Annotated in this window: 20 protein-coding genes; 6 read left to right on the top strand and 14 right to left on the bottom strand. The window is 72.8% G+C overall.

Annotation, left to right across the window (positions count from 1 at the left end; genetic code table 11):
• Positions 1 to 28: 28 nt before the first annotated feature.
• From ACFYV5_RS10795 to ACFYV5_RS10780, 4 genes are all read right to left on the bottom strand, one after another.
• The gene (locus tag ACFYV5_RS10795) at positions 29 to 292 is read right to left on the bottom strand and encodes a hypothetical protein (protein ID WP_355114301.1); all 264 of its coding nucleotides are present in this window, start codon (positions 290 to 292) and stop codon (positions 29 to 31) included.
• A 127-nt stretch (positions 293 to 419) separates the two neighbouring features.
• A complete protein-coding gene (locus ACFYV5_RS10790; RefSeq protein ID WP_389166915.1) occupies positions 420 to 1,361 on the bottom strand; it encodes a F510_1955 family glycosylhydrolase in 942 nt (313 codons plus the stop codon).
• A 62-nt stretch (positions 1,362 to 1,423) separates the two neighbouring features.
• A complete protein-coding gene (locus ACFYV5_RS10785) occupies positions 1,424 to 1,831 on the bottom strand; it encodes a hypothetical protein (RefSeq protein WP_389166912.1) in 408 nt (135 codons plus the stop codon).
• A 121-nt stretch (positions 1,832 to 1,952) separates the two neighbouring features.
• The gene (locus tag ACFYV5_RS10780) at positions 1,953 to 2,684 is read right to left on the bottom strand and encodes a TioE family transcriptional regulator (RefSeq protein WP_389166910.1); all 732 of its coding nucleotides are present in this window, start codon (positions 2,682 to 2,684) and stop codon (positions 1,953 to 1,955) included.
• Positions 2,685 to 2,742: 58 nt separating this feature from the next.
• Between ACFYV5_RS10780 and ACFYV5_RS10775 the strand changes: the two genes are divergently transcribed.
• Both ACFYV5_RS10775 and ACFYV5_RS10770 read left to right on the top strand, forming a co-directional pair.
• Positions 2,743 to 3,963, top strand: coding sequence for an erythromycin esterase family protein (locus ACFYV5_RS10775; protein ID WP_389166908.1), 1,221 nt, complete (start codon positions 2,743 to 2,745; stop codon positions 3,961 to 3,963).
• Positions 3,964 to 4,091: 128 nt separating this feature from the next.
• A complete protein-coding gene (locus tag ACFYV5_RS10770) occupies positions 4,092 to 5,009 on the top strand; it encodes a LysR family transcriptional regulator (protein WP_389166905.1) in 918 nt (305 codons plus the stop codon).
• Between the two features lie 51 nt (positions 5,010 to 5,060).
• Here ACFYV5_RS10770 and ACFYV5_RS10765 read toward each other — a convergent pair whose 3' ends face one another.
• Positions 5,061 to 6,143 (bottom strand): NAD(P)/FAD-dependent oxidoreductase, encoded by a 1,083-nt coding sequence (locus tag ACFYV5_RS10765; RefSeq protein WP_389166902.1) that lies wholly within the window; start codon positions 6,141 to 6,143, stop codon positions 5,061 to 5,063.
• 44 nt (positions 6,144 to 6,187) lie between these two features.
• Between ACFYV5_RS10765 and ACFYV5_RS10760 the strand changes: the two genes are divergently transcribed.
• Complete coding sequence (locus ACFYV5_RS10760) at positions 6,188 to 7,051, top strand: UbiA family prenyltransferase (protein WP_389166898.1); 864 nt, start codon at positions 6,188 to 6,190, stop codon at positions 7,049 to 7,051.
• A gap of 126 nt (positions 7,052 to 7,177) precedes the next feature.
• The gene (locus ACFYV5_RS10755; RefSeq protein ID WP_389166895.1) at positions 7,178 to 7,540 is read left to right on the top strand and encodes a hypothetical protein; all 363 of its coding nucleotides are present in this window, start codon (positions 7,178 to 7,180) and stop codon (positions 7,538 to 7,540) included.
• A gap of 153 nt (positions 7,541 to 7,693) precedes the next feature.
• On the opposite strand, the gene ACFYV5_RS10750 is transcribed toward ACFYV5_RS10755, so the two are convergent.
• The gene (locus ACFYV5_RS10750) at positions 7,694 to 10,009 is read right to left on the bottom strand and encodes a catalase (protein WP_389166892.1); all 2,316 of its coding nucleotides are present in this window, start codon (positions 10,007 to 10,009) and stop codon (positions 7,694 to 7,696) included.
• Positions 10,010 to 10,184: 175 nt separating this feature from the next.
• The gene (locus tag ACFYV5_RS10745; RefSeq protein ID WP_389166889.1) at positions 10,185 to 10,352 is read right to left on the bottom strand and encodes a hypothetical protein; all 168 of its coding nucleotides are present in this window, start codon (positions 10,350 to 10,352) and stop codon (positions 10,185 to 10,187) included.
• A gap of 421 nt (positions 10,353 to 10,773) precedes the next feature.
• Between ACFYV5_RS10745 and ACFYV5_RS10740 the strand changes: the two genes are divergently transcribed.
• On the top strand, positions 10,774 to 12,447 hold the full coding sequence (locus ACFYV5_RS10740; protein ID WP_389166886.1) for a carbamoyltransferase: 1,674 nt from the start codon (positions 10,774 to 10,776) through the stop codon (positions 12,445 to 12,447).
• Between the two features lie 82 nt (positions 12,448 to 12,529).
• Here ACFYV5_RS10740 and ACFYV5_RS10735 read toward each other — a convergent pair whose 3' ends face one another.
• From ACFYV5_RS10735 to ACFYV5_RS10725, 3 genes are read right to left on the bottom strand one after another with little or no spacing between them, the layout of a single operon-like run.
• Entirely contained in the window at positions 12,530 to 12,730 is a 201-nt protein-coding gene (locus tag ACFYV5_RS10735; RefSeq protein ID WP_389166884.1) for a hypothetical protein, read from the bottom strand.
• A 31-nt stretch (positions 12,731 to 12,761) separates the two neighbouring features.
• Positions 12,762 to 13,181 (bottom strand): CBS domain-containing protein, encoded by a 420-nt coding sequence (locus ACFYV5_RS10730; protein WP_355114319.1) that lies wholly within the window; start codon positions 13,179 to 13,181, stop codon positions 12,762 to 12,764.
• A gap of 51 nt (positions 13,182 to 13,232) precedes the next feature.
• Positions 13,233 to 13,790: a type 1 glutamine amidotransferase domain-containing protein gene (locus tag ACFYV5_RS10725; protein WP_355114320.1), complete on the bottom strand. Its 558-nt coding sequence runs from the start codon at positions 13,788 to 13,790 to the stop codon at positions 13,233 to 13,235.
• Positions 13,791 to 13,980: 190 nt separating this feature from the next.
• On the opposite strand from ACFYV5_RS10725, the gene ACFYV5_RS10720 reads away from it, so the two are divergent.
• On the top strand, positions 13,981 to 14,439 hold the full coding sequence (locus ACFYV5_RS10720; RefSeq protein WP_355114321.1) for an SRPBCC family protein: 459 nt from the start codon (positions 13,981 to 13,983) through the stop codon (positions 14,437 to 14,439).
• Positions 14,440 to 14,567: 128 nt separating this feature from the next.
• On the opposite strand, the gene katG is transcribed toward ACFYV5_RS10720, so the two are convergent.
• The 4 genes from katG to ACFYV5_RS10700 all read right to left on the bottom strand — a co-directional run bounded on the left by katG (position 14,568) and on the right by ACFYV5_RS10700 (position 22,703).
• Positions 14,568 to 16,757 (bottom strand): catalase/peroxidase HPI, encoded by a 2,190-nt coding sequence (katG, locus tag ACFYV5_RS10715; RefSeq protein ID WP_389166878.1) that lies wholly within the window; start codon positions 16,755 to 16,757, stop codon positions 14,568 to 14,570.
• 260 nt (positions 16,758 to 17,017) lie between these two features.
• Complete coding sequence (locus ACFYV5_RS10710; RefSeq protein ID WP_389166875.1) at positions 17,018 to 18,580, bottom strand: DUF4139 domain-containing protein; 1,563 nt, start codon at positions 18,578 to 18,580, stop codon at positions 17,018 to 17,020.
• A gap of 8 nt (positions 18,581 to 18,588) precedes the next feature.
• Positions 18,589 to 20,697, bottom strand: a complete 2,109-nt coding sequence (locus tag ACFYV5_RS10705) for a DUF4139 domain-containing protein (RefSeq protein WP_389166872.1) — start codon at positions 20,695 to 20,697, stop codon at positions 18,589 to 18,591.
• Between the two features lie 38 nt (positions 20,698 to 20,735).
• Entirely contained in the window at positions 20,736 to 22,703 is a 1,968-nt protein-coding gene (locus tag ACFYV5_RS10700; RefSeq protein WP_389166869.1) for a potassium channel family protein, read from the bottom strand.
• Positions 22,704 to 22,735: the final 32 nt, after the last annotated feature.

Raw genomic sequence — 22,735 nt, 5'->3', positions numbered from 1 at the left:
ACCGGCCTTCGCCCATCACGGTCGGCGATCAGCGCTCGGCGACGCGGACTCGCAGGACGTACGGCTGCCCGGTGCTGATCGCCTCCGCCTGTTCGCGGAGGTCCGCTGTCGTGAAGCCGAGCAGCGCCTGATCGGCGGCCGCGCGCAGCAGAGGCAGGATCTCCCCGACCGGGCTGCCGCGATGCGTCGCGGCGAGGTCGGCGAAGGCTCGCTGGTACGGGGCGTCGTACGCGCTGGCGCTGTCGGCCAGCAGACGGTCGAGGTGCTGCCGGTCCACGCTGATCTCACCCATGAGTGCTCCCACGCTCGAGGGGCCGGCACAGCCCGGCCCTCACTTCCGACGCTACGAGCAGGGTCTGACAGTGGCGGGCCTGCCCCGCGGTGATCGCCGCCGGGCAGGCCCGATGTTTCGCGGCAGGTCAGTGGTGATCGCCGTTCGCCACGGGGAGGCGCTTGGTGAAGGTCTTCCCCGCGTCCCGGGACTCGTAGACGCCGTCCTGGGTGGCGGCGAGGATGTGCTGATCGTCGACGGCGGTCAGGGCCTGGGGTTGCCCTCCGGGCACGGTGGCCGTCTTCTTCCAGGTGGCGCCGCCGTCCGAGCTGACGCTCAGAGCGCCGGTGAGGTCGATGCCGAACAAGGCGCCCGGCGAGGCCCAGGACACGTACTCCATCCCCGGCCCCACGCCGGAACCGAAGCTCGCGCCGCTGTCCGTGCTGCGGGCGACGCCGTCCGCAGTGGTGGCGACGACCCGGCTCGGGTCCGCGGGATCGACCGCGAAGTCGAGGGCCTGCATCTGGGCGCGCTCCTGCCAGTTCGTACCGTCCTTGCTCACGCGCAGCAGGCCGCGCGTGCTGTCGTACCCGTAGATGACGCCCTTGGCGTGGTCCAGGCTGTGGAAGTCCGCCTCGCCCTGGAGCGAGGCGCTCTTCCACGACTTTCCGGCATCGGTGCTCTTGATCAGTCCGTGGTCGGCCGGCTGATCGCTGCCGGGAGCCGGGTGGCCGCTCGCCAGGAAGGTCTTGGCACCGGCCACGGTGAAGCCCATGAAGTCGTCCCTGCTGTCTCCGACCAGCCGCGGGCTTCCGGCCTCGTCCGAGGTGAAGATTCCCTCGTGGGTGGCGACGTAGAGCCTGCCGTCCTCCGGGTCGACTCCCAGTCCGTGGATGTGGCTGTGCAGGGCGGAGTCCGGCTTGACCCCCTCGGTCCCGGCGACGGCGCTCCCGGACGCGGTGCCGTCGCCGCACGCGGCGAGGGAGAGGGCTCCGGCGACGACGGAGCCGACGACGGAGCCGACGGCGAAGAGCGAGCGGGGGCGGGGGCGGGGGAGCGGTCGGCGGAACGGGTTCGCGTAGGCGGGCATGCGTGATTCACCTCGTGTTGTCGGTCGTACGGGAAGCCGTGGGCGCGGAAGCGCGCGACGGCCTATACCCGGAGGACCGGCAACCGGGCCCGGCAGGGCTCTCGCCACAGCGGGGTCGGCCGCGGACTTTCGGTGAGTCCTGCCTCGTGGACGGGCGACCAGCCCGCGTGGCGGGCGAGCGCGGGCCGCAGCGGCGAAGCCGCCGCCGAGCTGCTGATCACGCCGACGCACAGGGAGGCCATGTGCGTGCTGCCGAGAGGTTCGGTGAGCGCCGACGAGCAGTCGGAGTCATGATCCGTGGGCTCTACGGAGGGGTGCCCCACGCTGTGTGAGGCGGCGGCCATGCCGTGGACCGGCGAACCGTCCGCATGGCCGACGGTGTGCATGACGAACACGGCGAACGCGAGCACTCCGACGAGCAGGAGGCGTCCCAGGACGGCGCCTCGGCGCGCAACTCCGCTCGCGTTCACGTTCGACCTCCGCGCGGGACACTACCAACCCGCACGAGGCACCCAGGCGGGACCGCGCTCGAATGCCGACCGCGCACGCCGTGTCGTCTCCGTCGGGTCTCTCCCGTCGGCGACCGCGGTCTCATCCGCGTCGGCGGAGGTACGCCTCCAGTTCCGCGGCACCGGTCAGCATCGCCCGCCCGCGGGCGGACAGCCGGCCGTGCCAGTCACCCAGTGCTGCCTCCAGCGGCTCCAGTCCGCCGGCCGACCGCACCTGGGCGATCAGCGGGGCGATCTGCTCCAGCAGGTAGCCGCCCCGCCTGAGTTGGTGAGCCAGCCGGGCATCCCGTACGTCGGCCTCGTCGTAGACGCGGTACCCGGTCCGCGGGTCGCGGCGCGGGCGGACCAGCCCGGTGCGCTCCCATGCGCGCAGCGTCGCCGGCCGGATGCCGAGCTTCCCCGCCAGCGGGCCGATGAACGTGCCGTCGGTCCCGGACGCGGCGGCCGGCTCGGGCGCCGTGGTCGGATCCAGGTCGCGGAGGGCGCTCTCCACGGCTCGGAGGGTCCGCCGGTCGTCGAGGAGCTGGGCGTGGCTCTCGTCGATGAGCCGGAACGCCTCGTCGACCGCGCCCTGGTTCACGGTCCGCATGATCGACGTCGCCGTCCGGTGACCGTGGCCGGGCACCAGGGCGAGAAACGCGCGCAGGGCCCCGGCGTGCAGCGAGGTGTAGGTGCGGTAGCCGTGGGGTGTGCGAGCGGCGGCCGGAAGGATGCCGGCCTCTTCGTAGTTCCTGATCGCCTGCGTGGACAGTCCGTGCCCGCGCGCCAGATCGACCGGCCTGAGCCGCTCACCGCTTTGAAGGTTTCGTGCCACGGGACCGAAGCTATCGCGGAAAAGTTTCCACCGAGGCTTCAACGATACGGTTGAAGCCATGGCTACCGACATCAAGGACACCGTCCACGCCGTCGAGGCTGCGGCCGTCATGAGGCTGCTCCCGGCCCGGCCCCGGCTGCTCGCCCTGGGCGAGCCGACTCACGGTGAGGACGCTCTGCTCGACCTGCGGAACGAGCTCTTCCGGCAGCTCGTCGAGCAGGAGGGCTACCGGACGATCGCGATCGAGAGCGACTGCCTGCGGGGCCTGGTCGTGGACGACCACATCACCTCGGGTACGGGCACCCTCGACGAGGTCATGGAGCACGGATTCAGCCACGGCTGGGGGGTCTCCGCGGCCAACCGCGAGCTCGTGCGCTGGATGCGCGCCTACAACGTCCGCGCCGACATCGACGGCCGGCCCGCGTCCGAGCGGCTCCGTTTCGCCGGTTTCGACGGCCCCCTGGAGATCACCGGCGCCGCGAGCCCCCGCCAGGCCCTGACCGCGCTCCACGACTACCTCGCGGCCCGGGTGGATCCCGACCTGCTGCCCTGCACCGCGGAAACGCTCGACCGCCTGCTCGGCACCGATGACCGGTGGACCGATTCCGCCGCGATGAGGGACCCGTCCCGGTCCGTGGGGCAGTCGGCCGAGGCCGGCCGACTGCGGCTGCTCGCCGACGAACTGACGGCGCTGCTCGCCGAGCAGACACCGCACCTGATCACGGCGACCTCGCGGGACGACTGGGAGCGGGCGTGCCTGTACGGGCGCACCGCCCTCGGTCTGCTGCGCTACCACCACTGGATGGCCGACACCTCACCGGCCCGCATGACCCGGCTGGTGGGCGTGCGGGACCGGATGATGGCCGACAACCTCCTCGCCGTCGCCACTCGGGGCCCCGCACTCGTCCACGCCCACAACTCCCATCTCCAGCGGGAGAAGAGCTCGATGCGGATGGGTGGGACGCCGCTGGAGTGGTGGAGCGCCGGCGCGCTGGTGAGCGCCCGGCTCGGCGAGGATTACGCCTTCGTGGCCACGGCCCTCGGCACGATCCGGCACCAGGGAGTGGACACGCCGCCGCCGGACACCGTCGAAGGACTTCTGTACGCACTCCCGGAGGACCGCTGCGTCGTCGACGCCCCGCGGCTGGCCACCGTCCTCGGCGACACGCCGCCCGAGCCCCGCGTATCCCCCTGGTTCGGCTATGCCCCGCTGAACCCGGTTCACTTGGCGAACAGCGACGGGATCGTGTTCGTCAAGGACATCGTGTTCCCCGAGTGACGGACCGGCGGATCGATCGGCTCCAGAACTCAGCGCACCTGAGACAATAAGTGTCGCCGATTCTCTGGACGAGAATCATCCGTGCTGTCTATTCGCTCTGTTCGGCGTTGCGTCCGAAGGGGACCCGCGTGAATCTGGCCCGCCTCGACCTCAACCTCGTCGTCGCCCTGCGTGCGCTCCTGGAGGAGCGCAATGTCACGCGCGCCGGGCAGCGGGTCGGGCTCAGTCAGCCCGCGATGAGCGCCGCCCTGGCCCGGTTGCGCCGTCACTTCGACGACGAACTGCTCTCCCGGGTCGGCGGCCAGTACGAGCTCACGGCGCTCGGCCAGGTCCTTCTCGACCGCACGGCCACGGCCTACGACGTGCTGGAACGCCTCTTCGCCAGTCAGGCCGACTTCGACCCCGCCAAGGAGACCCGCGAGTTCCGGATCCTGGCCTCCGACTACGCGGTCGCCGTCTTCGGGGTCGAGTTCGCCCGCGTCGTCCACGACGAGGCCCCGGGGATCCGCCTGCGTTTCTCCCAGACCCCGACCACGGTGGTCGACGACACGGCGACCCTGCTCAGCGCCACGGACGGACTGCTCATGCCGCACGGCGTCATCAGCGACTTCCCGGCCACCGACCTGTACGACGACCGCTGGGTCTTCGTCGTCGCCGACGACCACCCGAGCGTCGACGACCGGCTCACCCGGCAGGACCTGGCGCGCCTGCCCTGGGTCACGTACCAGCGCACGTACGACTCCCCGGCCGTCCGCCAGCTCGGCATGCTCGGCATCGAGCCGCGCGTGGAGGTCTCCGTCGACAGTTTCCAGCTGCTGCCACGACTGGTCGCCGGCACCCGGCGCATCGCGCTCGTCCAGGCCCGTCTCGCCGCACTGCTCGCCCCGACGGCCTCGGTGCGCGTCCTGGAGCCCCCGTACGAGGCGGTGCCGCTGCGGGAGGCTTTGTGGTGGCATCCGGTGCACACGCACGACGCCGCGCACATCTGGCTGCGCGAGACGGCGGCGCGGGTCGGCAGACGTCTGGCGCAGCCCGAGGACGCCTGACGTGGGCTGTGACGTCCCTCCACGGAGTGGATCGGAGGACGGGCGCCGTCATCAGGCCAGGGCGTCGACCGCCAGGGTGAAGACGCGGGGGAGCCGGGCCGCGGTGGGCACGATCAGGTCCGCGAGACGCGGCTGCTGCCGGGCCCGGAGCAGGCCGTGGGTCAGGAGGCGGTGCCGGAGGGTCGCCCGTTGCCAGGCGGTCTCGTAGGAGCGGGGCGTGCCGCGACGCAGCTGATCGACCAGCACCCGGGCGCCGGCGAGCGCCAGGGCGAGGCCCTCGCCGGTCAGCGCGTCGACGTACCCCGCGGCGTCGCCCACGAGCAGGACGCGGCCGTACACGCGCGTACGGACCCGCTGCCGCAGGGGACCCGCACCGCGCACCGTCCCGACCGCCGCCCCGGCGGGCAGGAGCGCCGCGAGTGCGGGGAAGCCGGCCAACTGCTCGTCGAACGGCGCACGCCGCGCCGTCAGCAGCGCGACGCCCAGCAGCCGCGGGCCGAGCGGCGTCAGATACGCCTCGCCGTACGGACCCCAGTGGACCTCGACGTACGAGGAGGGCGGCTCGACGGCGTAGTGCCGCCGCAGGCCGTAACGGGACCGGTCCGGGCTCGTCGCCGCCCCCAGGCCGAGGGAGCGTCGCACCGGCGAGTGCAGCCCGTCCGCCGCGACGAGCCAGCGGGCCCGCACGCCCGTCGCGCTGTCGGAGACACCCGTGGCGTCCTGGCGCACGTCCCGCACACGCAGGGGCAGGACGGACACTCCGGCGGCGACGACAGCGGTGTGCAGGGCGGCGTGCAGAAGCGTGCGCCGTACGCCGAGGCCGTGACCCCGCCGGAACTCGGCCTGGGCCAGGTGCGGACCCTGCCGGTAGCGGATGCCGGTGATCGGGTGGCCCGGCACCTCCAGGCCCAGTGCGCGCAACTCCCGGACGGCCCCCGGCATCAGCCCCTCGCCGCACGCCTTGTCGATGGGCGTGCCGCGCGGTTCGGCCACGACGACGTCGAATCCCGCCCGTGCGGCGTAGAGCGCGGTGGCCAGTCCCGCGGGACCGCCCCCCGCGATCAGCAGGTCGGCCGTGCGGTTCACGCCGCGGCCGCCCGGGCGTACGTGACCGTCGGTCGCGGGGACACGCATTTCGTAAGGTTCCTCACGTCCGGTCGCGCGACTACCTTGCACCCGTGTCTCTATACCCCTCCACCGTCCCGGTGCGCGCGACACACCGGTCGGCCGCGCTGCTGCGCTCGTGCCATCCGGAGCCGACCTTCGCCGTGACGGTGTTCGTCACCGCCCTGGCGGCGATGTCCGGGCGAGGGGCGAGCGGCACGGCGGCGGTCGCGGCGGCGGTGCTGGCCGGTCAGCTGTCGGTGGGGTGGTGCAACGACGCGGTGGACGCGGCCCGCGACACCGTCGCCGGCCGAACGGACAAACCCCTCGCCGCAGGCGCCCTCGCGCCACGGACGGCCGCCGTGGCCGCCGTGGGTGCCCTCCTCGTCTGTGTGCCGCTGTCCCTGCTCAGCGGCGTGCCGGCGGCGCTCGCGCACCTCACGGGCGTGGTGGCCGGCGGCTGGGCGTACAACCTGGTCCTGAAGCGCACCCCGCTCTCGCCTCTGCCGTACGCCCTCGGCTTCGCCTCGCTCCCGGTCTTCGTCACGCTCGGCCTGCCCGCCCACCCGTGGCCCGCCTGGTGGGCCGTCGTCACGAGCGCGCTGCTCGGCGTCGGGGCTCATGGGCTGAACGCGCTCCCGGACATCGAGGACGATCTCGCGGCGGGCGTGCGCGGGCTGCCGCAGCGCCTCGGTGCCGTGGCCGCCCGGCGGCTTGCCCTGGTCGTCCTGCTCGCGGCGGTGGCGGTCGTGACGGTGGGGCCGCCGGGGGCCCCGGGAACGTCCGGGTGGGTGTGCGCGGCCGCCGCGGGATGCGCCGCCCTCGCGGGTACAACTCTGAGATGGCGTGACGGGAGCCGGTGGCCGTTCCGCGCCGCCGTCGTGGCGGCGGGCATGGTCGTCGCCCAACTCCTGGCGCGAGGGGCCGAGATCGTGTGACGGCACCGCCGCTGTGGTGCTTCGTTTGCCGTACGAGGACAATGGAGTTCACCATCCCCATCCGTACGAGCGGGGAGCGACCGCCTTTCCGGTCTCCCGCCCGCCGTTCGGCCGCCAGGGAGCACGATGACGAGTTCTGCCACGATCGCACGGGCGCACGGCTGGTTCCACCTCGTGACCGGAGCCTGGCCGCTCGTCCACCGGCGCAGCTTCGAGGGGGTCACCGGTCCGAAGACGGACGTCTGGCTGCTCCAGACGGTCTCCGGGCTCCTCGTCACGATCGGCTGGGCCCAGATCCGCGCCGCCTCCACCGACCCGGGAGGCGACGTCGCCCGGCGGCTGGGGACCATGACGGCCCTCACCCTGCTCGCGATCGACCTGGTCTATGCGACGCGAGGGCGGATCCGCCGGGTCTACTTCGTCGACGCCGGTTTCCAGATCCTGTGGCTGGCGGCCTGGCACCGCGGCGATCGGGACAGCGCCGGCTGATCCGGGTGTCCGCGCGGCCGGACGGGATGCCGAAGGGGCCGGGCGCCGAAAAGCCGGGTGCCGAAAGTCGGGCGTGAGACCCGGGTGCCGAAAGTCGGTCGTGGAGACCGGGTTCCGATGGGCACCCGGTCTCCACGTGTCCAGGCCAGGGCGTCAGATCGACGCGGGGAACCGCTGCCACACGCGGTGCCCACCGAGCAGCTCCGTGAGCCCGGCCAGTACCTGCTGAGCGTCGTCGCCCACGATCACACCCGGGGTGTCCGCGGGCAGGCGCGCCGCTTCCAGGGCCGTCGCACCCTCCGCCGTCGCGCCGATGGCCTTTCCGTGGCGGTAGGCCTCGTCCAGCAGGAGCAGCACGCGCGGGTCGACCGTCGCGGAGTCGGTCGCGACGTGGCCGGCCTTGGCGTCCCGTACCCCCTGCGCGTCGAGCCCGGGGGCGGGGCTCGCGGTCAGCAGCAGGGCGTCGAACTCGGTCGACCGCGCGGTGGCGAAGGTCCGCTGCACGGCGAGCGCCTCCCCGCCGGCGTCGAGCGTGCCGCCCGCGGCGGCGACGACCATCGGGATCGCTCCGGCGGCCTCGGCGGCTTCGAGCACCGGCCGTACGGTGTCCATGCCGCCGGCCTCGTCCGCGACGACACCGATGACGCGCCCGTCGAGCGGCCACGTCTGGCCCAGTTGGGAGAGAGCGGGGCTGGGTTCGACGTCGGTGAACGGCACCGTCGCCGGCGGAATCGGCAGACCGAGTCCCGCCGCGACGCCCTCGCAGAGCGTGGGGTCGATGTTGGCGAGCACGGTCAGCGCTCGTTCCTTGACGGCCTGTTCGTAGCACTTGTTCAGCTCGAAGGTGTAGGCCGCGATGATGTGTTCGCGCTCCGTCGGCGTCATGCTCCGCCAGAACATCCGGGGCTGGCTGAAGTGGTCCGAGAACGACTCGGGCGCCTCCCGCCGCTTCGTCGACGTGGGGACCTGGACGGGGCTCTCGATGTACGCGGCGTTGTCGGCACCGGCCAGGAAGGGGCAGCCCCCGTCGAGGGAGTTGGGGCGGTAGGGGGCCACGCCGGTGTGCACGGCCGTCTGGTGCATGCCGTCACGCAGCATGTCGTTGACCGGGGCGTGCGGCCGGTTGATGGGCAGCTGCGCGAAGTTGGGGCCGCCGAGCCTGCTGATCTGGGTGTCGAGGTAGGAGAAGAGCCGTCCGGCGAGCAGCGGGTCGTCGGTGATGTCGATGCCGGGCACCAGGTGACCGGGGTGGAAGGCGACCTGCTCCGTCTCGGCGAAGAAGTTCTTGGGGTTGGCGTTGAGCGTGAGCAGTCCGATGGGCTGCACGGGGGCCAGTTCCTCGGGCACGATCTTCGTGGGGTCGAGCAGGTCGATGCCCTCGAAGGTCTGTTCAGGGGTGTCGGGGAAGGTCTGGATGCCGAGTTCCCACTGCGGGAAGGCGCCCGCCTCGATCGCGTCGTGGAGGTCCCGGCGGTGGAAGTCGGGATCCATTCCCCCGACGATCTGCGCCTCTTCCCAGACCAGGGAGTGCACACCGAGCCGTGGCTTCCAGTGGAACTTGACCAGCGTCGTCCCGCCCTCGGCGTCGACGAGACGGAAGGTGTGGACGCCGAAGCCCTCCATCATCCGGAAGGAGCGGGGGATGCCCCGGTCCGACATGTTCCAGAGCGTGTGGTGGGTGGCCTCGGTGTGGAGGGTGACGAAGTCCCAGAAGGTGTCGTGGGCGCTCTGCGCCTGCGGGATCTCGTTGTCGGGGTGGGGCTTGCCCGCGTGGATGATGTCCGGGAACTTCACGGCGTCCTGGATGAAGAACACCGGAATGTTGTTGCCCACGAGGTCGAAGGTGCCCTCGTCGGTGTAGAACTTCGTCGCGAAACCGCGGGTGTCCCGGACGGTGTCGGCGGACCCGCGGGAGCCGAGCACGGTGGAGAACCGTACGAAGACGGGGGTCTCGACCTCCTCGGCGAGGAACGCGGCCCGGGTCAGCCGGCTCGCCGTCCCGTAGCTCCGGAAGACGCCGTGTGCGGCGGCGCCGCGCGCGTGGACCACCCGTTCGGGGATGCGCTCGTGGTCGAAGTGCGTGATCTTCTCGCGCAGATGATGGTCCTGCAGCAGCACGGGGCCGCGGCTGCCGGCCTTGAGCGAGTGATCGCTCTCGTACAGCCGGTTGCCCTGCGCGGTCGTCAGGTACGCGCCGCTCTGGGACGACCGGGCGGGGTCCTCGCCCGTGGCCTGGCCCGTGGGGCCGACCGTCTCCGGGCCGCTCTGGTCCGGCTTGGGCGGCAGCGGGCCGTGCGGATCGGTGGGCTCTCCCAGAGACGCCGGCTTCGCGCCGGGCCGTCCGGGGGCCGCCTCTCGGGCCTGCGTCGTGTCTCGGGCCTGCGCCGTGTCGCGGTTCTCTGCCGTGTCCCGGTCCTGCGCCGTGTCTCGGTCCTGCGCCGGCCCTTCGGGGCTCGGATTCGCGGTCATGAAGCCTCTCCCTTCGTGGCGTGGAACCCGGGCCATCGGGTTCCGCCCACGCGGCTACCCGGAATCGCGCCAGGTAACGGGGGCGAAAGTCGCCGTTCCGTACGCCGCTTCACGTGCGGTTCCACACGTCGAAGCGCCCGGTCTCCGGAGGCCGGGCGCGTGGGGGCGGGCGGGGTCAATCGTCGCCACGGATGATGTGCCGTTCGGGATCAGCGGCGGCAGCGCCCTCCGACTCGTCCGGCGACGTCCCGTCGGGACCCGTACGGGCCGCCCGGTGAGTGCACAGGGTGCGGTCGTGGCTGATCATCTCGTCGGCAGGGGGAATGTCCATCCGCGTGTTCATCGCGGGCATCTCCTCGATCCGAGCCCGGCCGGGAAGCCGGGCGGTTTCGCCGTGCGACTGCCCACGTCCCGCACTGATCACTCATGAGCCGCTTCAGGAGCGCGGCCTTCGACTGCGGGGAGTAGCGCTGCCCGGAAGCGTCGCAACGGTTCTCACCCGAACGGAGCAATCCGGTGCGCGGCCCGTCGCCGACGAGATCACCATGGCGATGTCGCACCTACGGCGCCGGCGGCACGCCGCAGCCACCGGAGGATCGGGCCGCCGGGCCCTTGTCGGATCGCACCCGCGCGCGTCAGGCGCTCGCGTGCAGGGGCCCTGCCGGTCCATCGCTCGAATTCCGGTTCCGGTCTCCTCCCGCGCAGTGACTCCCGCGTCCGCCGCGACCGGGCGAGCCCGGCGTACCTCACCGGAAAGGCCTGCCATGCGTGTTCTCGGCATCAACGCCCTCTTCCACGACCCCGCCGCGGCCCTGCTCGTGGACGGCATCACCGTCGCCGCCACGGAGGAGGAGCGCTTCTCCCGGCGCAAGCACGGCAAACGCCCCGTGCCGTTCTCCGCGTGGGAGCTGCCCGAACAGGCCGCGCGCTGGTGCCTGAGCCGGGCCGGCCTGCGCCCCGGAGACCTCGACCTGGTGGCGTACTCGTACGATCCGGAGCTGGCGCGCCCCGCCGCGACCCTGGGCCTCGACGATCCCTGGGACAGCCTCCGCCAGGCCTACGCCCGGCACGCACCCGCCTTTCTCGCGACGGCGCTGCCGGGGCTGGATCCCGCGGCCGTCCGCTTCGTGCCGCACCACATGGCCCATGCCGCGTCGGGGGCCTTCGCCGCCGAGGCGGCCGAGACCTCGTCGGTCCTCGTACTCGACGGGCGGGGCGAATCCGCCTCGCACCTGGCCGCGCGGCGGGTCGGCGACCGCCTGGAACCCCTGCGCGCCCAACAGCTGCCGGATTCGCTCGGGCTGGTCTACGAAGAGCTGACGGAGCACCTCGGATTCCTGCGCTCCTCCGACGAGTTCAAGGTCATGGCACTCGCCTCGCACGGAACGCCGCGGATGCTCGGAGAGTTGCGCCGGTACGTCCATCCCACGGGTGACGGAGGCTTCCGGGCGCACGGCGTGCCCTGGGCGGAACTGGCACCGCCGCGCGCGCCCGGCGAACCGTGGACCGGGGACCACGCGGACCTGGCCGCCAGTGCCCAGGCGGTTGTGGAGGAGACGCTGCTCGATCTCGTGCGCTGGCTGCACGGCCGTACCCACGACAGCGTGCTGACGCTCGCCGGCGGAGTGGCCCTGAACTGCGTGGCGAACTCCCGGATCGCCCTGGAGGGGCCGTTCTCCCGGGTCTGGGTGCAGCCCGCCGCCGGTGACGCCGGGACGGCCCTCGGCGGGGCGCTGCTGCTGTCGGCGGAGGCGGGCGAGGAACCGGCGCCGATGCCGGGCGCCGCGCTCGGGCGGGACTGGTCGGACGCCGAGCTCGCCGGGCGCCTGAAGACGGCCGCGGTGCCCTTCGAACGCCCTCCCGACATCGCCGCCACCGTCGCGGAGGCGCTGGCCGCGAACGCGGTCGTGGCCTGGTTCCAGGGGCGCTCGGAGTACGGGCCGAGGGCGCTGGGGCACCGCTCGCTGCTCGCGCATCCGGGGCACGCCGGGAATCTGGAGCGGCTCAACGACATCAAGGGGCGGGAACAGTTCCGCCCGGTCGCGCCGATGGTCCTGACGGAACGGTGCGCGGAGGTCTTCGACGGCCCACTGCCCAGTCCGTACATGCTGTTCGTGCAGAACGTCGCTCCGCGCTGGCGCGGGCGCATCCCGGCCGTCGTCCACGTCGACGGCACCGCTCGGATCCAGACGGTGGACCGGCGGCACGAACCCCTGGTGGCGCGGATGCTGGAGGAGTTCGAGCGGCGCACCGGCCTGCCGGTCGTCGTCAACACGAGTCTGAACACGGCGGGCCGGCCGATGGTGGACGATCCGCGGGACGCGCTGGAGTGCTTCGCCTCGACGCCGATCGACCTGCTGGCCATCGGGCCGTTCGCGGTCCGCAGGGGCGAGGTGTTCCGTACCGGATCGAACGGGTGGTCCGGCGGTACGGGGTGAGGCACCGGGTGAACGGCCTCACGCACGGCTCCCGGACGGCACGTTGCCGTCCGGGAGCCGTCCCGCCGAAATCTCCGATGCCCTAGCGGTCTTCTCGCGGGTCCTGGAGCCGGGAGGTCTCGCGTTCCTCCGTGTACGGAGGGGGGTCCACCGGCGGTTCCGGGTCGTGCCAGTCCTCCGCCCGGGTCGACCGGCCGGACCGGATCTGTCCCTCGACCTCCTTCTTGCGCTCGTCGTCGAGCCGAGGGCCCGACTTGCTGCTGCCGCGGTCGGGTGTGTTCATCGGTTCTTCCTCCTCCTCATGGCTCACGCCGTCAGGTTTCTGTGGAGACGTTCTCGACGAGACCGCCGACCTGTCCTTCGGGCAGATGCCGGGCCACGTCGGCCTGGGCGATGATGCCGACGAGGATGTGGCCGTCGATGACGGGGACGCGGCGGATCCGGTGCTCGCTCATGACGCGCAGCACGTCCTCCACGCTGTCGTCGACGGAGACGGTGATGATCTCGTCCTGAGCGAGCTCACCAGCCGTGCAGCTCCCCGGGTCCTTGCCCTGGGCGACGACCTTCACGACGATGTCGCGGTCGGTGAGCATGCCCTTCAGCCGCTCGTCGGGGCCGCAGATCGGCAGGGCTCCCACGTCGAGTTCGACCATCTTCCGTGCGGCGTCGACGACGGTCTCGGACGCGCGGACGCAGGTCGCGTCCGGAGTCATGATGTCGCGTGCGGTGGTCATGATGTATCGCCTGCACTCGGTTCAGGGTGGCTTGAGTGGGGGTCTCGGGCCTCAGCTCGCGCCCTCGAGGGTGCGCACGACGGCCGCCGAGAAGGCGTCCAGGTCGTCCGGCTTGCGGGAGGTGATCAAGGTGTGGCTGCCCGAGGTGTCGACCACGACCTCCTTGTCCACCCACCTGCTGCCCGCGTTCTCGAGGTCGGCGCGGAGCGACGCGTACGACGTGAGTTCACGACCCTTGGCCAGGCCGCTGTCCACGAGGAGCCACGGTCCGTGGCAGATGGCGGCCACCGGCTTGCCGGCCTCGGCGAGGGCGGAGACCAGGCGCTGAGCATCGCCGTCCGTCCGCAGCTGGTCGGCGTTCACGGTGCCGCCTGGCACGATCACGGCGTCGTACTCGTCCGCCCCGGCCTTCGCGAAGGTCGTGTCCGGTTCGACGACGGCACCGGGCCGGCGGTCGGAGACGAGGGTCTGGACGGGCTCGTCCTCCTGCGCGGCGACCGTGACGCGCGCCCCCGCGTCGCGGAGCGCGGCCACCGGCTTCTGCAGCTCGTCCTGCTCCGTCCCGTAGTTCGTCGTGAGAACGAGGACGTTCTTTCCGTCGAGCGACACGTCGGATTCCTTTCGTGCGGTGAGCCCTTGTCTCTTCCGCGCCTGACCCGACAGAGCTGGACCAAACCTCCCATATCCTCCTGAAGGAAACGGTTCCGCAGGGGCGGGTCGCAGCCCGGGTTGCCGGTGCTCGCCCGGGATGGGTCCATAGAACTGTCGGCGGAACCGTCGGCGAGAGACGGGGCAGCGGATGGCCATCGACGAGACGGTGGAGCGGGTGATCCCGTGGCCGTGCGAGCAGGTGGCGGCGTACGCGATGGACTGGCGCCACGACGCCGAGTGGACCCAGGGCATCCGCACGGCGGAGCTGACCCGCGAGGCCACGGCGGGCGGGTTCGGGGCCGGGGCCGAGGTGACGCGGACCGCGTACTTTCTGGGCAGGCGGATCGACTACGTCCTCCGCGTCGCCGCGTACGAGCCGCCGAGGCTGCTGGACATGGTCTCGGTCGCCGGGCCCCTGCCGATGCACGTGACGTACACCTTCGCCCCGCATCCGGACGGCGGCACGCTCGCCCGGATCCGCGTGCGCGGCGACGCGTCCGGTGCGTACCGGATGGCAGCGCCCCTGATGGGGCGGAAGGTACGCTCCTCGCTGGTCAAGGACCTGCGGGACCTGGAGCGGCAGCTGAGCCGACGGCTGCGGGAGTGAGGGCTGTCATGGCGTTCGACGAGGGACCGGCGGAGCGCATCCGCGCCCGGCTGGGCGCCGGACCTGCCGACGCCGCCACGGGCAGGAGGTCCCGGTCGGCCGCTCCTCGGCCGACCGGGACCTCGGGCTCAGGCGAGGTCGAACCGGTCGAGGTTCATCACCTTGTCCCACGCCGCCACGAAGTCGCGCACGAACTTCTCGCCCGCGTCCCGGGACGCGTACACCTCCGAGAGGGCACGGAGCTGGGAGTGCGAACCGAAGACGAGGTCCACGGCCGTGGCCGTCCACTTCACCTCGCCCGTGGCGCGGTCCCGACCTTCGAACACGTTCTCGGCCGAGGTCGACGCCTTCCACTCCGTACCCATGTCGAGCAGGTTGACGAAGAAGTCGTTGGTCAGCGTCTCGGGCCGGTCGGTGAGGACGCCGTGCGGTGAGCGCCCGAAGCCGGTGTTCAGGGCCCGCATACCGCCGACCAGGACCGTCATCTCGGGAGCGGTCAGCGTCAGCATGTTGGCGCGGTCCAGGAGCAGGGTCTCCGGTGAGAGCTTCTCGCCCGTCCTGAGGTAGTTGCGGAAGCCGTCCGCCGCGGGCTCCAGCACGGCGAACGTCTCCGCGTCCGTCTGCTCCTGCGAGGCGTCCGTGCGCCCCGGCGCGAACGGGACCGTGATGTCGTACCCGGCGTTCTTCGCGGCCCGTTCGACCGCCGCGCACCCGCCGAGGACGATCAGGTCGGCGAGGGAGACCCTCGTACCGCCGGTCTGCGAGCCGTTGAAGTCCTGCTGGATCCGCTCGAGGCTCTGCACCGTCTCGGTCACCTCGGGCAGGTCGTTGACCTCCCAGTCCTTCTGCGGCGCGAGCCGGATCCGCGCCCCGTTGGCCCCGCCCCGCTTGTCGGTGCCGCGGAAGCTCGCCGCGGACGCCCACGCGGTCGTGGCCAGCTGCGACAGGGACAGCCCCGAGCCGAGGATCCTCTCCTTGAGGGCGGCGACGTCCTGCTGCCCGACCAGTTCGTGATCCACCGCGGGGACGGGGTCCTGCCACAGCTGCGGCTCGGGAACCCACGGGCCGAGGTAGCGCGACACGGGCCCCATGTCGCGGTGCAACAGCTTGTACCACGCCTTGCCGAACGCGTCCGCGAGCCTCTCCGGGTTCTCGTGGAAGCTCTTCGCGATCGGCCCGTAGACCGGATCCACCTTCAGCGCGAGGTCCGTCGTCAGCATCATGGGAGCGTGCCTCTTCGACGGATCATGGGCATCGGGAACCGTGTCCCTGGCCGAGGGATCCGTGGGCGTCCACTGCTTCGCACCCGCCGGACTCGTCGTCAGCTCCCACTCGTAGCGGAACAGGTTGTCCAGATACCCGTTGTCCCACTTCGTCGGCTCGGAGGTCCACGCGCCCTCCAGCCCGCTGGTGAGCGCGTCGGCGCCCTTGCCGGTGCCGTACGTGTTCTTCCAGCCGAGGCCTTGGTACTCCACGGGGCAGCCCTCGGGCTCCGGACCGATGTACTCCGGGTCGACCGCACCGTGGCACTTGCCGAAGGTGTGGCCGCCGACGATGAGCGCGACCGTCTCCTCGTCGTTCATCGCCATGCGCCCGAACGTCTCGCGAATGTCCCGGGCGGCGGCGAGCGGATCCGGATTTCCGTTCGGGCCCTCCGGATTGACGTAGATCAGCCCCATCTGCACGGCACCGAAAGGACCGGTGAGTTCCCTGTCACCGCTGTAGCGCTCATCTCCGAGCCAGGTGTCCTCGGGCCCCCAGAAGATTTCCTCGGGTTCCCAGATGTCCTCCCGCCCGAATCCGAATCCGAACGTCTTGAACCCCATCGATTCCATCGCGCAGTTGCCGGCGAAGACCAGAAGATCGGCCCAGGAGATTTTCCGGCCGTACTTCTGCTTGACCGGCCAGAGCAGACGGCGCGCCTTGTCGAGGCTCGCGTTGTCCGGCCAGCTGTTGAGCGGGGCGAAGCGCTGGGCACCGGAGCCGCCACCGCCCCGGCCGTCGGCGATACGGTACGTGCCCGCCGCATGCCAGCTCATCCGGATGAAGAGCGGCCCGTAGTGGCCGTAGTCCGCGGGCCACCAGTCCTGCGACGTCGTCATCACCTCGAAGACGTCCTGCTTCAGCGCGTCGAGGTCCAGGGTCCTGAACTCTTCGGCATAGGAGAAGTCCTCGTCCATCGGATCGGACTGAGGTGAATGCTGGTGAAGTACCTGAAGGTCCAGCTGATTCGGCCACCAGTCCCGGTTCGTCCTGGGACGAGTCGGCGCCGGGGCGGGGGAGGGGATTGCTGGGTTCTCGCTTTCGCTGCCGGACACGTCCGTCCTTCTTCCTGTGTCGGTGATTCCCTCTGCTGGCCTGCTTGCTCTTGAGGTTGTCCGCTGTTCTTGTATCGAGCACTGCGACCCGCCCGTATGGTCGCGCACGGCAGACCGCCTTGCCACGAGAACACGCAGGGCACCCCGCGTAACAAGCAGTCGTCGTCTACCCGCGAGGCGATGAGGAATGCCGACCGTGAGCGCCCACACCGACCGGAAGAGCCGAGCGGGCGGGAGGGGGAGAAGAGGGTCCGGCAGGCTCAGAGACCGGCGACCTTGGCGCTCGCCGACAGCTCGTAGACCAGCGTGACCGTGCGGCGGCCGCCGGGAGGGAGAGGGACGTCCCAGCGGGCGATGCCTTCGGCGTCGACCGCGTCGGGCGCCGGGGAGCAGGCCTCCTTACGGAGGCGTACCTCCACCGCCGAGACCTCGGAGACCGGGATCCGCTCCCGGACGACGATCACCCGTTCGCCGTGCTCGCCCGGGGCGGAGAACCGGGACAGGTGCAGCCGGACCGTGCGGGTGACCACGGTCCGCTGCGTGATCCCGGTGGAATCGCGGGACTCCTCGGTCTCCCGGACCACCCGGTGGTCGTCGCGGCTGCCGAAGGCGAGCTCGACGGGGGCGCCGGGCGCGGTGAAGTCCAGCGTGCCGCGGCCGGTGAAACCGCTGCCGCGGACCAGGTCCACGGGCCCGGCGAGCAACACATGGCCGGAAAGGTTGTCGCACCGCACCACCTGGGTGACCAGCGGCGACAGCTCGGGCGAGCAGCTGTACTCGCTGCTCGCGCCCGTGGTGAAGACGGAGAGCGGCACCCGGTGCGCGCGGCCGTCGCCGGGCACGGACACCGGCGCCGGGGCGCTCAGCACCCGCGTCTCGCCGCCGTCGTCCACCCCCGGCAGGCCGAGCACGGGGACGGGCCCGAGGTCCGCGATCTCCTCCTCGCGCAGCTCGACGTCGACCTTGCGGCGCTCCGCGGCGGAGCGCTCCCTGAGCGTCAGCCGGTCCTCGGCGAGGCGCGGCGGTTCGGTGGCCGACGCCGAGCGGGCCGTCGACAGCGTCAGCCGTACGTCCGACCAGTCCTCGCCGGTGCGCTGCCAGACCATCGCGTCGGTCTCCAGCGTCAGGGAGTCCCCGTCGAGCACGGCCCGGTACGCGGGCCGCCACAGCGCGCAGGGGGTGAGGTGGGTCAGCCGCAGCCCGACCGGACCGGCGGCCGCCGCCTCCACGGTCAGTTCGACATGAGCGACCAACTCGGCGGGCTCCTCCTCGGCGAGGTCCATGGCCCGCTCCGTCTCCCCGAGCTCGACGGCGAGCGCGGCCAGCCGGGCCTCCACGGCGCGGAGCCGCTCGCCGTACGTGTCGCGCTCGGCGTCCACCCGGTCCAGTTCGCGCGCCCAGCGCGGCCCTTCGGTCTCCCCGGATCCGGCGCCCTCGCCGATCTCCCGCAGCACATCGGCCGCGAGGGTGCCCAGCAGGTCGAGGCGGGCCCGCAGCCGATCGCGGCGCTGCTCCAGCGTGAGCCGCTCCTCTTCGAGGGTGTGGACGCGGCGGCGCAGGGGAGAGTCGTCGTCGGCCGACGGCAGCGGCTGCCGCGGCGTCCAGGTGCGGACGATCCGCGCGTCGAGCACGGTCGCCGGGTGACCGGAGGTCAGCTCGGCATGGAGGGTGCGGTCGACGGCCAGCGCGCTGACCGGTCCCAGCCGCAGCCGCTGGACCCCGGCCGCCAGATCGAGCCGGACGGCGCGCTCGACGAGCGCGCGGTCCTCCAGGCAGGTGACGGCGGTGACAGGGAGGGGGATCGGCTTCGAGTCCGTGGACATGGCGTGTGTCAGCTCCTGCGGTTGCCGCCGACCAGGGCTTTGCCGGCCGGGATACGGATCTCGTAGCCGCCGTCGAGGGCGGCGGTGCCACCGGCGGGCAGGTCCACCCGCCAGACACGGGTGCCCGGCGCGTGGTGCTCGTGCCCGGCGCCCGCCTCCGGTGCCGTCCAGTCGGCCCGCTCCTCGACCCGTACGTCCGGTTCGGAGGTCACCGGCACCCGTTCGTGGACCTCGACGGTGACGGGCCGCGCGAGCCGGTTGGCCAGCTCCACGTGGACGCGGTGGTCGAGCACGGTGGTGTGGTTGCGCAGGCCGGAGGCCGACTCCTGCAGATGCGTCCGGCGTGTGACCCGGATGCCCTCGGCCGGCCCGAGCCCGACCCGGCGGACACCGCCGGGGGCGAGCGTGGGCAGTGCGGCGGTCAGCAGGAAGTCGTCGTCGACGGTGACCTCCACCGGGCCGGCAAGGAGGGCCTGGTCGGTGGCGTTCGCGAGCACCAGCGTCGCGTACACGGTCTGCTCGACGGACGGCACGCAGAGGTATTCGGTGCGCAGACCGACCGGGATCTCCCCGACGGTGATGGTGTGCCAGGTGCCGTCCGACGGGATGTCGGCGCGGGCGGCGGCATCGAAGCGGTGGTCGAAGGAACCCGCCGACTCGCGTGGACGCACGGCGTGTCCGGGCAGCGGCAGCGCGGCCACCGCTTCGGCACGGCGGCGGTACTCGGCCGCCACCGGGTCGAAGGGGGAGTCGGGGAACAGCCGGCCCCTGCGGCCGGCCTGCTCGTCGGGGCCGCACAGCACGAGGGCGGCGTAGTCGAGTTCGGCGCCGCTCGGCTGCGGCGGACCGGCCGCCGGGGGCGGGGACGGTGGGGGAGGGGCCTGGCCGGGAGCCCCGGGTGCCATGGCCGCGGGTGCCCCCGCGAAGGACCTGGCGTCCCCACCCGGCTGGGCGCCCGGCCTGGCGCCCGGTCGAGCGGGGGCCGGGGAGGGGCCGCCGTACGCGCCACCGGGCACCGGGAGCGCGGCGGCAGGCGGAGGCGAGACGGGCGGCGCACCGTAACCCCGCGGCGCCTGCGGTGCGGGCGGCGGTGGCGGTGGGGGCGGAACAGGCCCGGATACGGCGCCGGATACGGCCCCGGCCGCGCCGGCCCCGGGCATGGCGGTCGTGGCAGGCCGGGGGCCGGCCGCCGCGTACCCGGCGAACAGGTCGGCGAGCCCGGCCGGAGGTTCGCGCCAGCCGGACGGTGCCGGCGCGGGCTGACGGCGGCCGATCCGGAGCGAGCGGAGCTTCGACAGATCGGTGCGGCGCCGGAGGTCGGCCGTGGCCAGGGCGATCCGTACACCGGTCCAGTCCTCGCCGGTGCGCTGGGCGACCGAGGCGCGCAGCACCAGACGGCCCGTGCCGTCGCCCTGACGGTGGGTGAGACGGTAGGCCGGTACCCAGACGGCGCCCGGCACCCCGTACTCCAGCTCCACTTCTGCCTCCGCGTCGCCGGCGTCGGTGAGGGTGCCGGAGACGTCGAGGGTCAGGACCGCGCAGACCGTGGCCGTCACGTGTGCCGACGGTGCGTCGGTGGAGGCTCGGGCGAGCCTGTCCTCGGCGACGCCGAGGTCGTGCTCGACGCGGACCAGCGCCTCCTCCAGCTCGACGAGACGGGCGTGCAGGGTCGTCAGCCGGCCGTCGACGAAGTCGGCGAGCTCCAGCCACGCGTCGACCGCGGTGCGGCGGTGCGGATCCTCGCGTTTGCGGGCCGGCGGCACCGGGCGCAGGCCCTGGACCTCCTGGATCAGGACCTGTTGGCGATCCCGGCGACCTCGCGCCGCCGCGTACTCCTCACGCAGGCGCTCGGCCTCGCGCCGCAACGCGTCGGGGGCGCCGGTGCCCTGCGGCTCGGCCTCGATCTCCACCCGGACCTCCGTGACACGCACCCCGGCGGCACCCAGCACACGGGCCCGCAGGGAGCCAGGGTCCAGCGAACGGGGCAGTCCCGTCACCCGCACCCTGCCGTCCGGCGGCACGCTGCCCCGGGCCAGGCGGCGGCATACGGCGCCCTGCGCGTACACCACGACCGAGTCGAGGGTCGACCCCCACCGCTGTGCTGTCCCTGCCGTCATGTGCTCCGCCCCCGGGCCGCGTTGCTGCTGGGCGAAGCCTACGCCCCGGCGATCCACGGCGGTCCGCGGCGGTCCGCGCGGGTGGTGGCACCGGGCTGGGACGGCGCCGTCTCCAGGAGGTCGGCGAGCCCTTGCCGCGTGGCGGCGATGACGACCCGGTCCTGGGGGCGCAGGACGTAGCCGGGATGGAGGTCCCACAGCAGCTGGGGGTCCTCGCCGTCGGGGTGCGGGGTGGCGAGGTCCGGCCGTCGTCGGCCGGGGCCCGCGGTGTCGAGGGCGAGGACGCGCCAGGCGCCCGGGCGGAAGGCTTCGGCGACGGTGTGTCCCTCGAGCTGGGGATGCCCTTCCACGAGGAGCGCGGCGAAGAGCAGGACTCGCCGTTCGACGGGGATGGCACCGAGTATCTGGCGGCCCATCATGGCGCCCGCGAACGCGGGCGCCGCGAGGTGGGAGACGCTGCGGCTGCGGGTGAGGGCGTCCGGGTGGACGGTGCGCAGGGTGCGGTAGACGGCGGTGGCGAAGTCGTTGTCGTACAGCCGCAGGACGACCCGGAGGTCCGGCTTCACCGTGCGGGCGTAGAGCGTGGCCTCCAGGTTGGTGGTGTCGGAACTGGTGAGGGCGAGCAGCGCGTGCGCCCGGTGGATCTTGGCCGCCTCCAGGACGCCCTCCTCCGTGACGTCGCCGAGGACGACCGGGACGCCGAGGCCGCGGGCGAGCGGGATGCCCCGGGCCTCCGGGTCCTCCTCGACGCAGACGACGGGGATGTCGAGTTCGCGCAGGCGGGCGAGGACCCGGGCGCCGATCTTGCCCAGTCCGAGCAGGACGACATGACCGGACAGGCCCCGAGGCGGACGCCGCAGCGCGCCGGCCGCGCGGAAGGTGCCGAGGGCTTCCAGGGCGCCCGCTATGAGGAGGGGGAGCAGGGCGAGGCCGACGAGACCGGACAGGAGTTGCAGGATCTGGCGCGTGGACGAGTCGTCGACGGCGGGGTCGTTGATCGAGAACAGGTCGAGCAGGGTCAGGTACGCCGCGTGGACCGGGTCCGCGTCGGTGAGCAGGGTGGTGGTGACGGTCAGGGCCAGGACGCAGCCGGCGATACCCGCGAGCGCCCAGCGGAGCCGGGCGGAGAACAACTCGCCCAGCGGTGCCCTCCTGCCGGTGCGGCGCCGGTTCGGTACGGCGGGCGCGGCGTGCCGTACGGTCTCCAGGACGACGGTGCCGCGCCCCGTGGCGGCCTGCACGGTGTGGTCGTCCGGGAGGAGTTGGGGTCCCTGCGGGCCGCTGGTGTCGGAGCCCTCGGCGCCCGCCGGGTCCGTGGTCGTGGACGACAGCAGGGCCAGGGTGCACAGCCCCGGGTCCGGCACCTCGCCCCGCCCGGGCGGGGTCCGCTCGACGGCGCGGAGCAGCAGCCCGTCCGCCTGGACGACCTTGCTCGTTCCGGCGATCGCCGAGGCGGCGAGCGCGGGCGCGGCCGTGTCCGCGTCGGAGAGCACGGTCGTGGACGCCTCCAGGACGGCCCGGTCCAGACCGGGCACGGCGACGAGGGCCGCCTGGTCGAGGAGTTCCTCCAGGTGCTGTCCCAGCTTGCGGTTGTACATGCGGACCACGAGCCGCAGTCCCGGGCTCAGCCTGCGGGCGGCGAGCGCGGCACGCAGGTTCGTCTCGTCGTCCTCGTACAGCAGGGCCAGGGCGGCGGCCTGGTCGACACCGGCCCCCAGCAGGACGTCCTCGGTGGGCGCCGACGCCACGACCTCCCGGACCGGCACCACCACGCCGCCGCTGCCGGCGTCGGCCGCGGAACCCCCGATCCGGGTCAGCAGCTCCGCCGCGCGCGACAGCGCGGCGGGCTGCCCCGTCGCCCGTTCCCCGGGGACGACGAGGACGACCCGCTGGCGGTAGACGTCCCGCAACTCGGCGGCCAGCCGGTGCGCGAGCCCGTCGTCACCGCAGACCACCATGTGTCCTGCCAGAACCCCCCGCGCGGTGTGCTGCGGCAGCACGACCATGTCCTCCCCCTTTCCCCTGACCCTCCACCCCG

This window comes from Streptomyces sp. NPDC003035, assembly GCF_042888285.1.
In the GTDB taxonomy this organism is placed as follows: domain Bacteria; phylum Actinomycetota; class Actinomycetes; order Streptomycetales; family Streptomycetaceae; genus Streptomyces.
Note: the sequence above shows the minus strand (reverse complement) of the source record. Positions and strands in the feature narration are given on the sequence as shown.

Bases quoted from the DNA above. Each gene is read 5' to 3' on its own strand.
- ACFYV5_RS10795 (WP_355114301.1), bottom strand. From the start codon at position 292: ATGGGTGAGATCAGCGTGGACCGGCAGCACCTCGACCGTCTGCTGGCC.
- ACFYV5_RS10790 (WP_389166915.1), bottom strand. From the start codon at position 1,361: ATGCCCGCCTACGCGAACCCGTTCCGCCGACCGCTCCCCCGCCCCCGC.
- ACFYV5_RS10775 (WP_389166908.1), top strand. From the start codon at position 2,743: ATGGCTACCGACATCAAGGACACCGTCCACGCCGTCGAGGCTGCGGCC.
- ACFYV5_RS10765 (WP_389166902.1), bottom strand. From the start codon at position 6,143: ATGCGTGTCCCCGCGACCGACGGTCACGTACGCCCGGGCGGCCGCGGC.
- ACFYV5_RS10755 (WP_389166895.1), top strand. From the start codon at position 7,178: ATGACGAGTTCTGCCACGATCGCACGGGCGCACGGCTGGTTCCACCTC.
- ACFYV5_RS10750 (WP_389166892.1), bottom strand. From the start codon at position 10,009: ATGACCGCGAATCCGAGCCCCGAAGGGCCGGCGCAGGACCGAGACACG.
- ACFYV5_RS10745 (WP_389166889.1), bottom strand. From the start codon at position 10,352: ATGAACACGCGGATGGACATTCCCCCTGCCGACGAGATGATCAGCCAC.
- ACFYV5_RS10740 (WP_389166886.1), top strand. From the start codon at position 10,774: ATGCGTGTTCTCGGCATCAACGCCCTCTTCCACGACCCCGCCGCGGCC.
- ACFYV5_RS10735 (WP_389166884.1), bottom strand. From the start codon at position 12,730: ATGAACACACCCGACCGCGGCAGCAGCAAGTCGGGCCCTCGGCTCGAC.
- ACFYV5_RS10730 (WP_355114319.1), bottom strand. From the start codon at position 13,181: ATGACCACCGCACGCGACATCATGACTCCGGACGCGACCTGCGTCCGC.
- ACFYV5_RS10720 (WP_355114321.1), top strand. From the start codon at position 13,981: ATGGCCATCGACGAGACGGTGGAGCGGGTGATCCCGTGGCCGTGCGAG.
- ACFYV5_RS10710 (WP_389166875.1), bottom strand. From the start codon at position 18,580: ATGTCCACGGACTCGAAGCCGATCCCCCTCCCTGTCACCGCCGTCACC.
- ACFYV5_RS10705 (WP_389166872.1), bottom strand. From the start codon at position 20,697: ATGACGGCAGGGACAGCACAGCGGTGGGGGTCGACCCTCGACTCGGTC.
- ACFYV5_RS10700 (WP_389166869.1), bottom strand. From the start codon at position 22,703: ATGGTCGTGCTGCCGCAGCACACCGCGCGGGGGGTTCTGGCAGGACAC.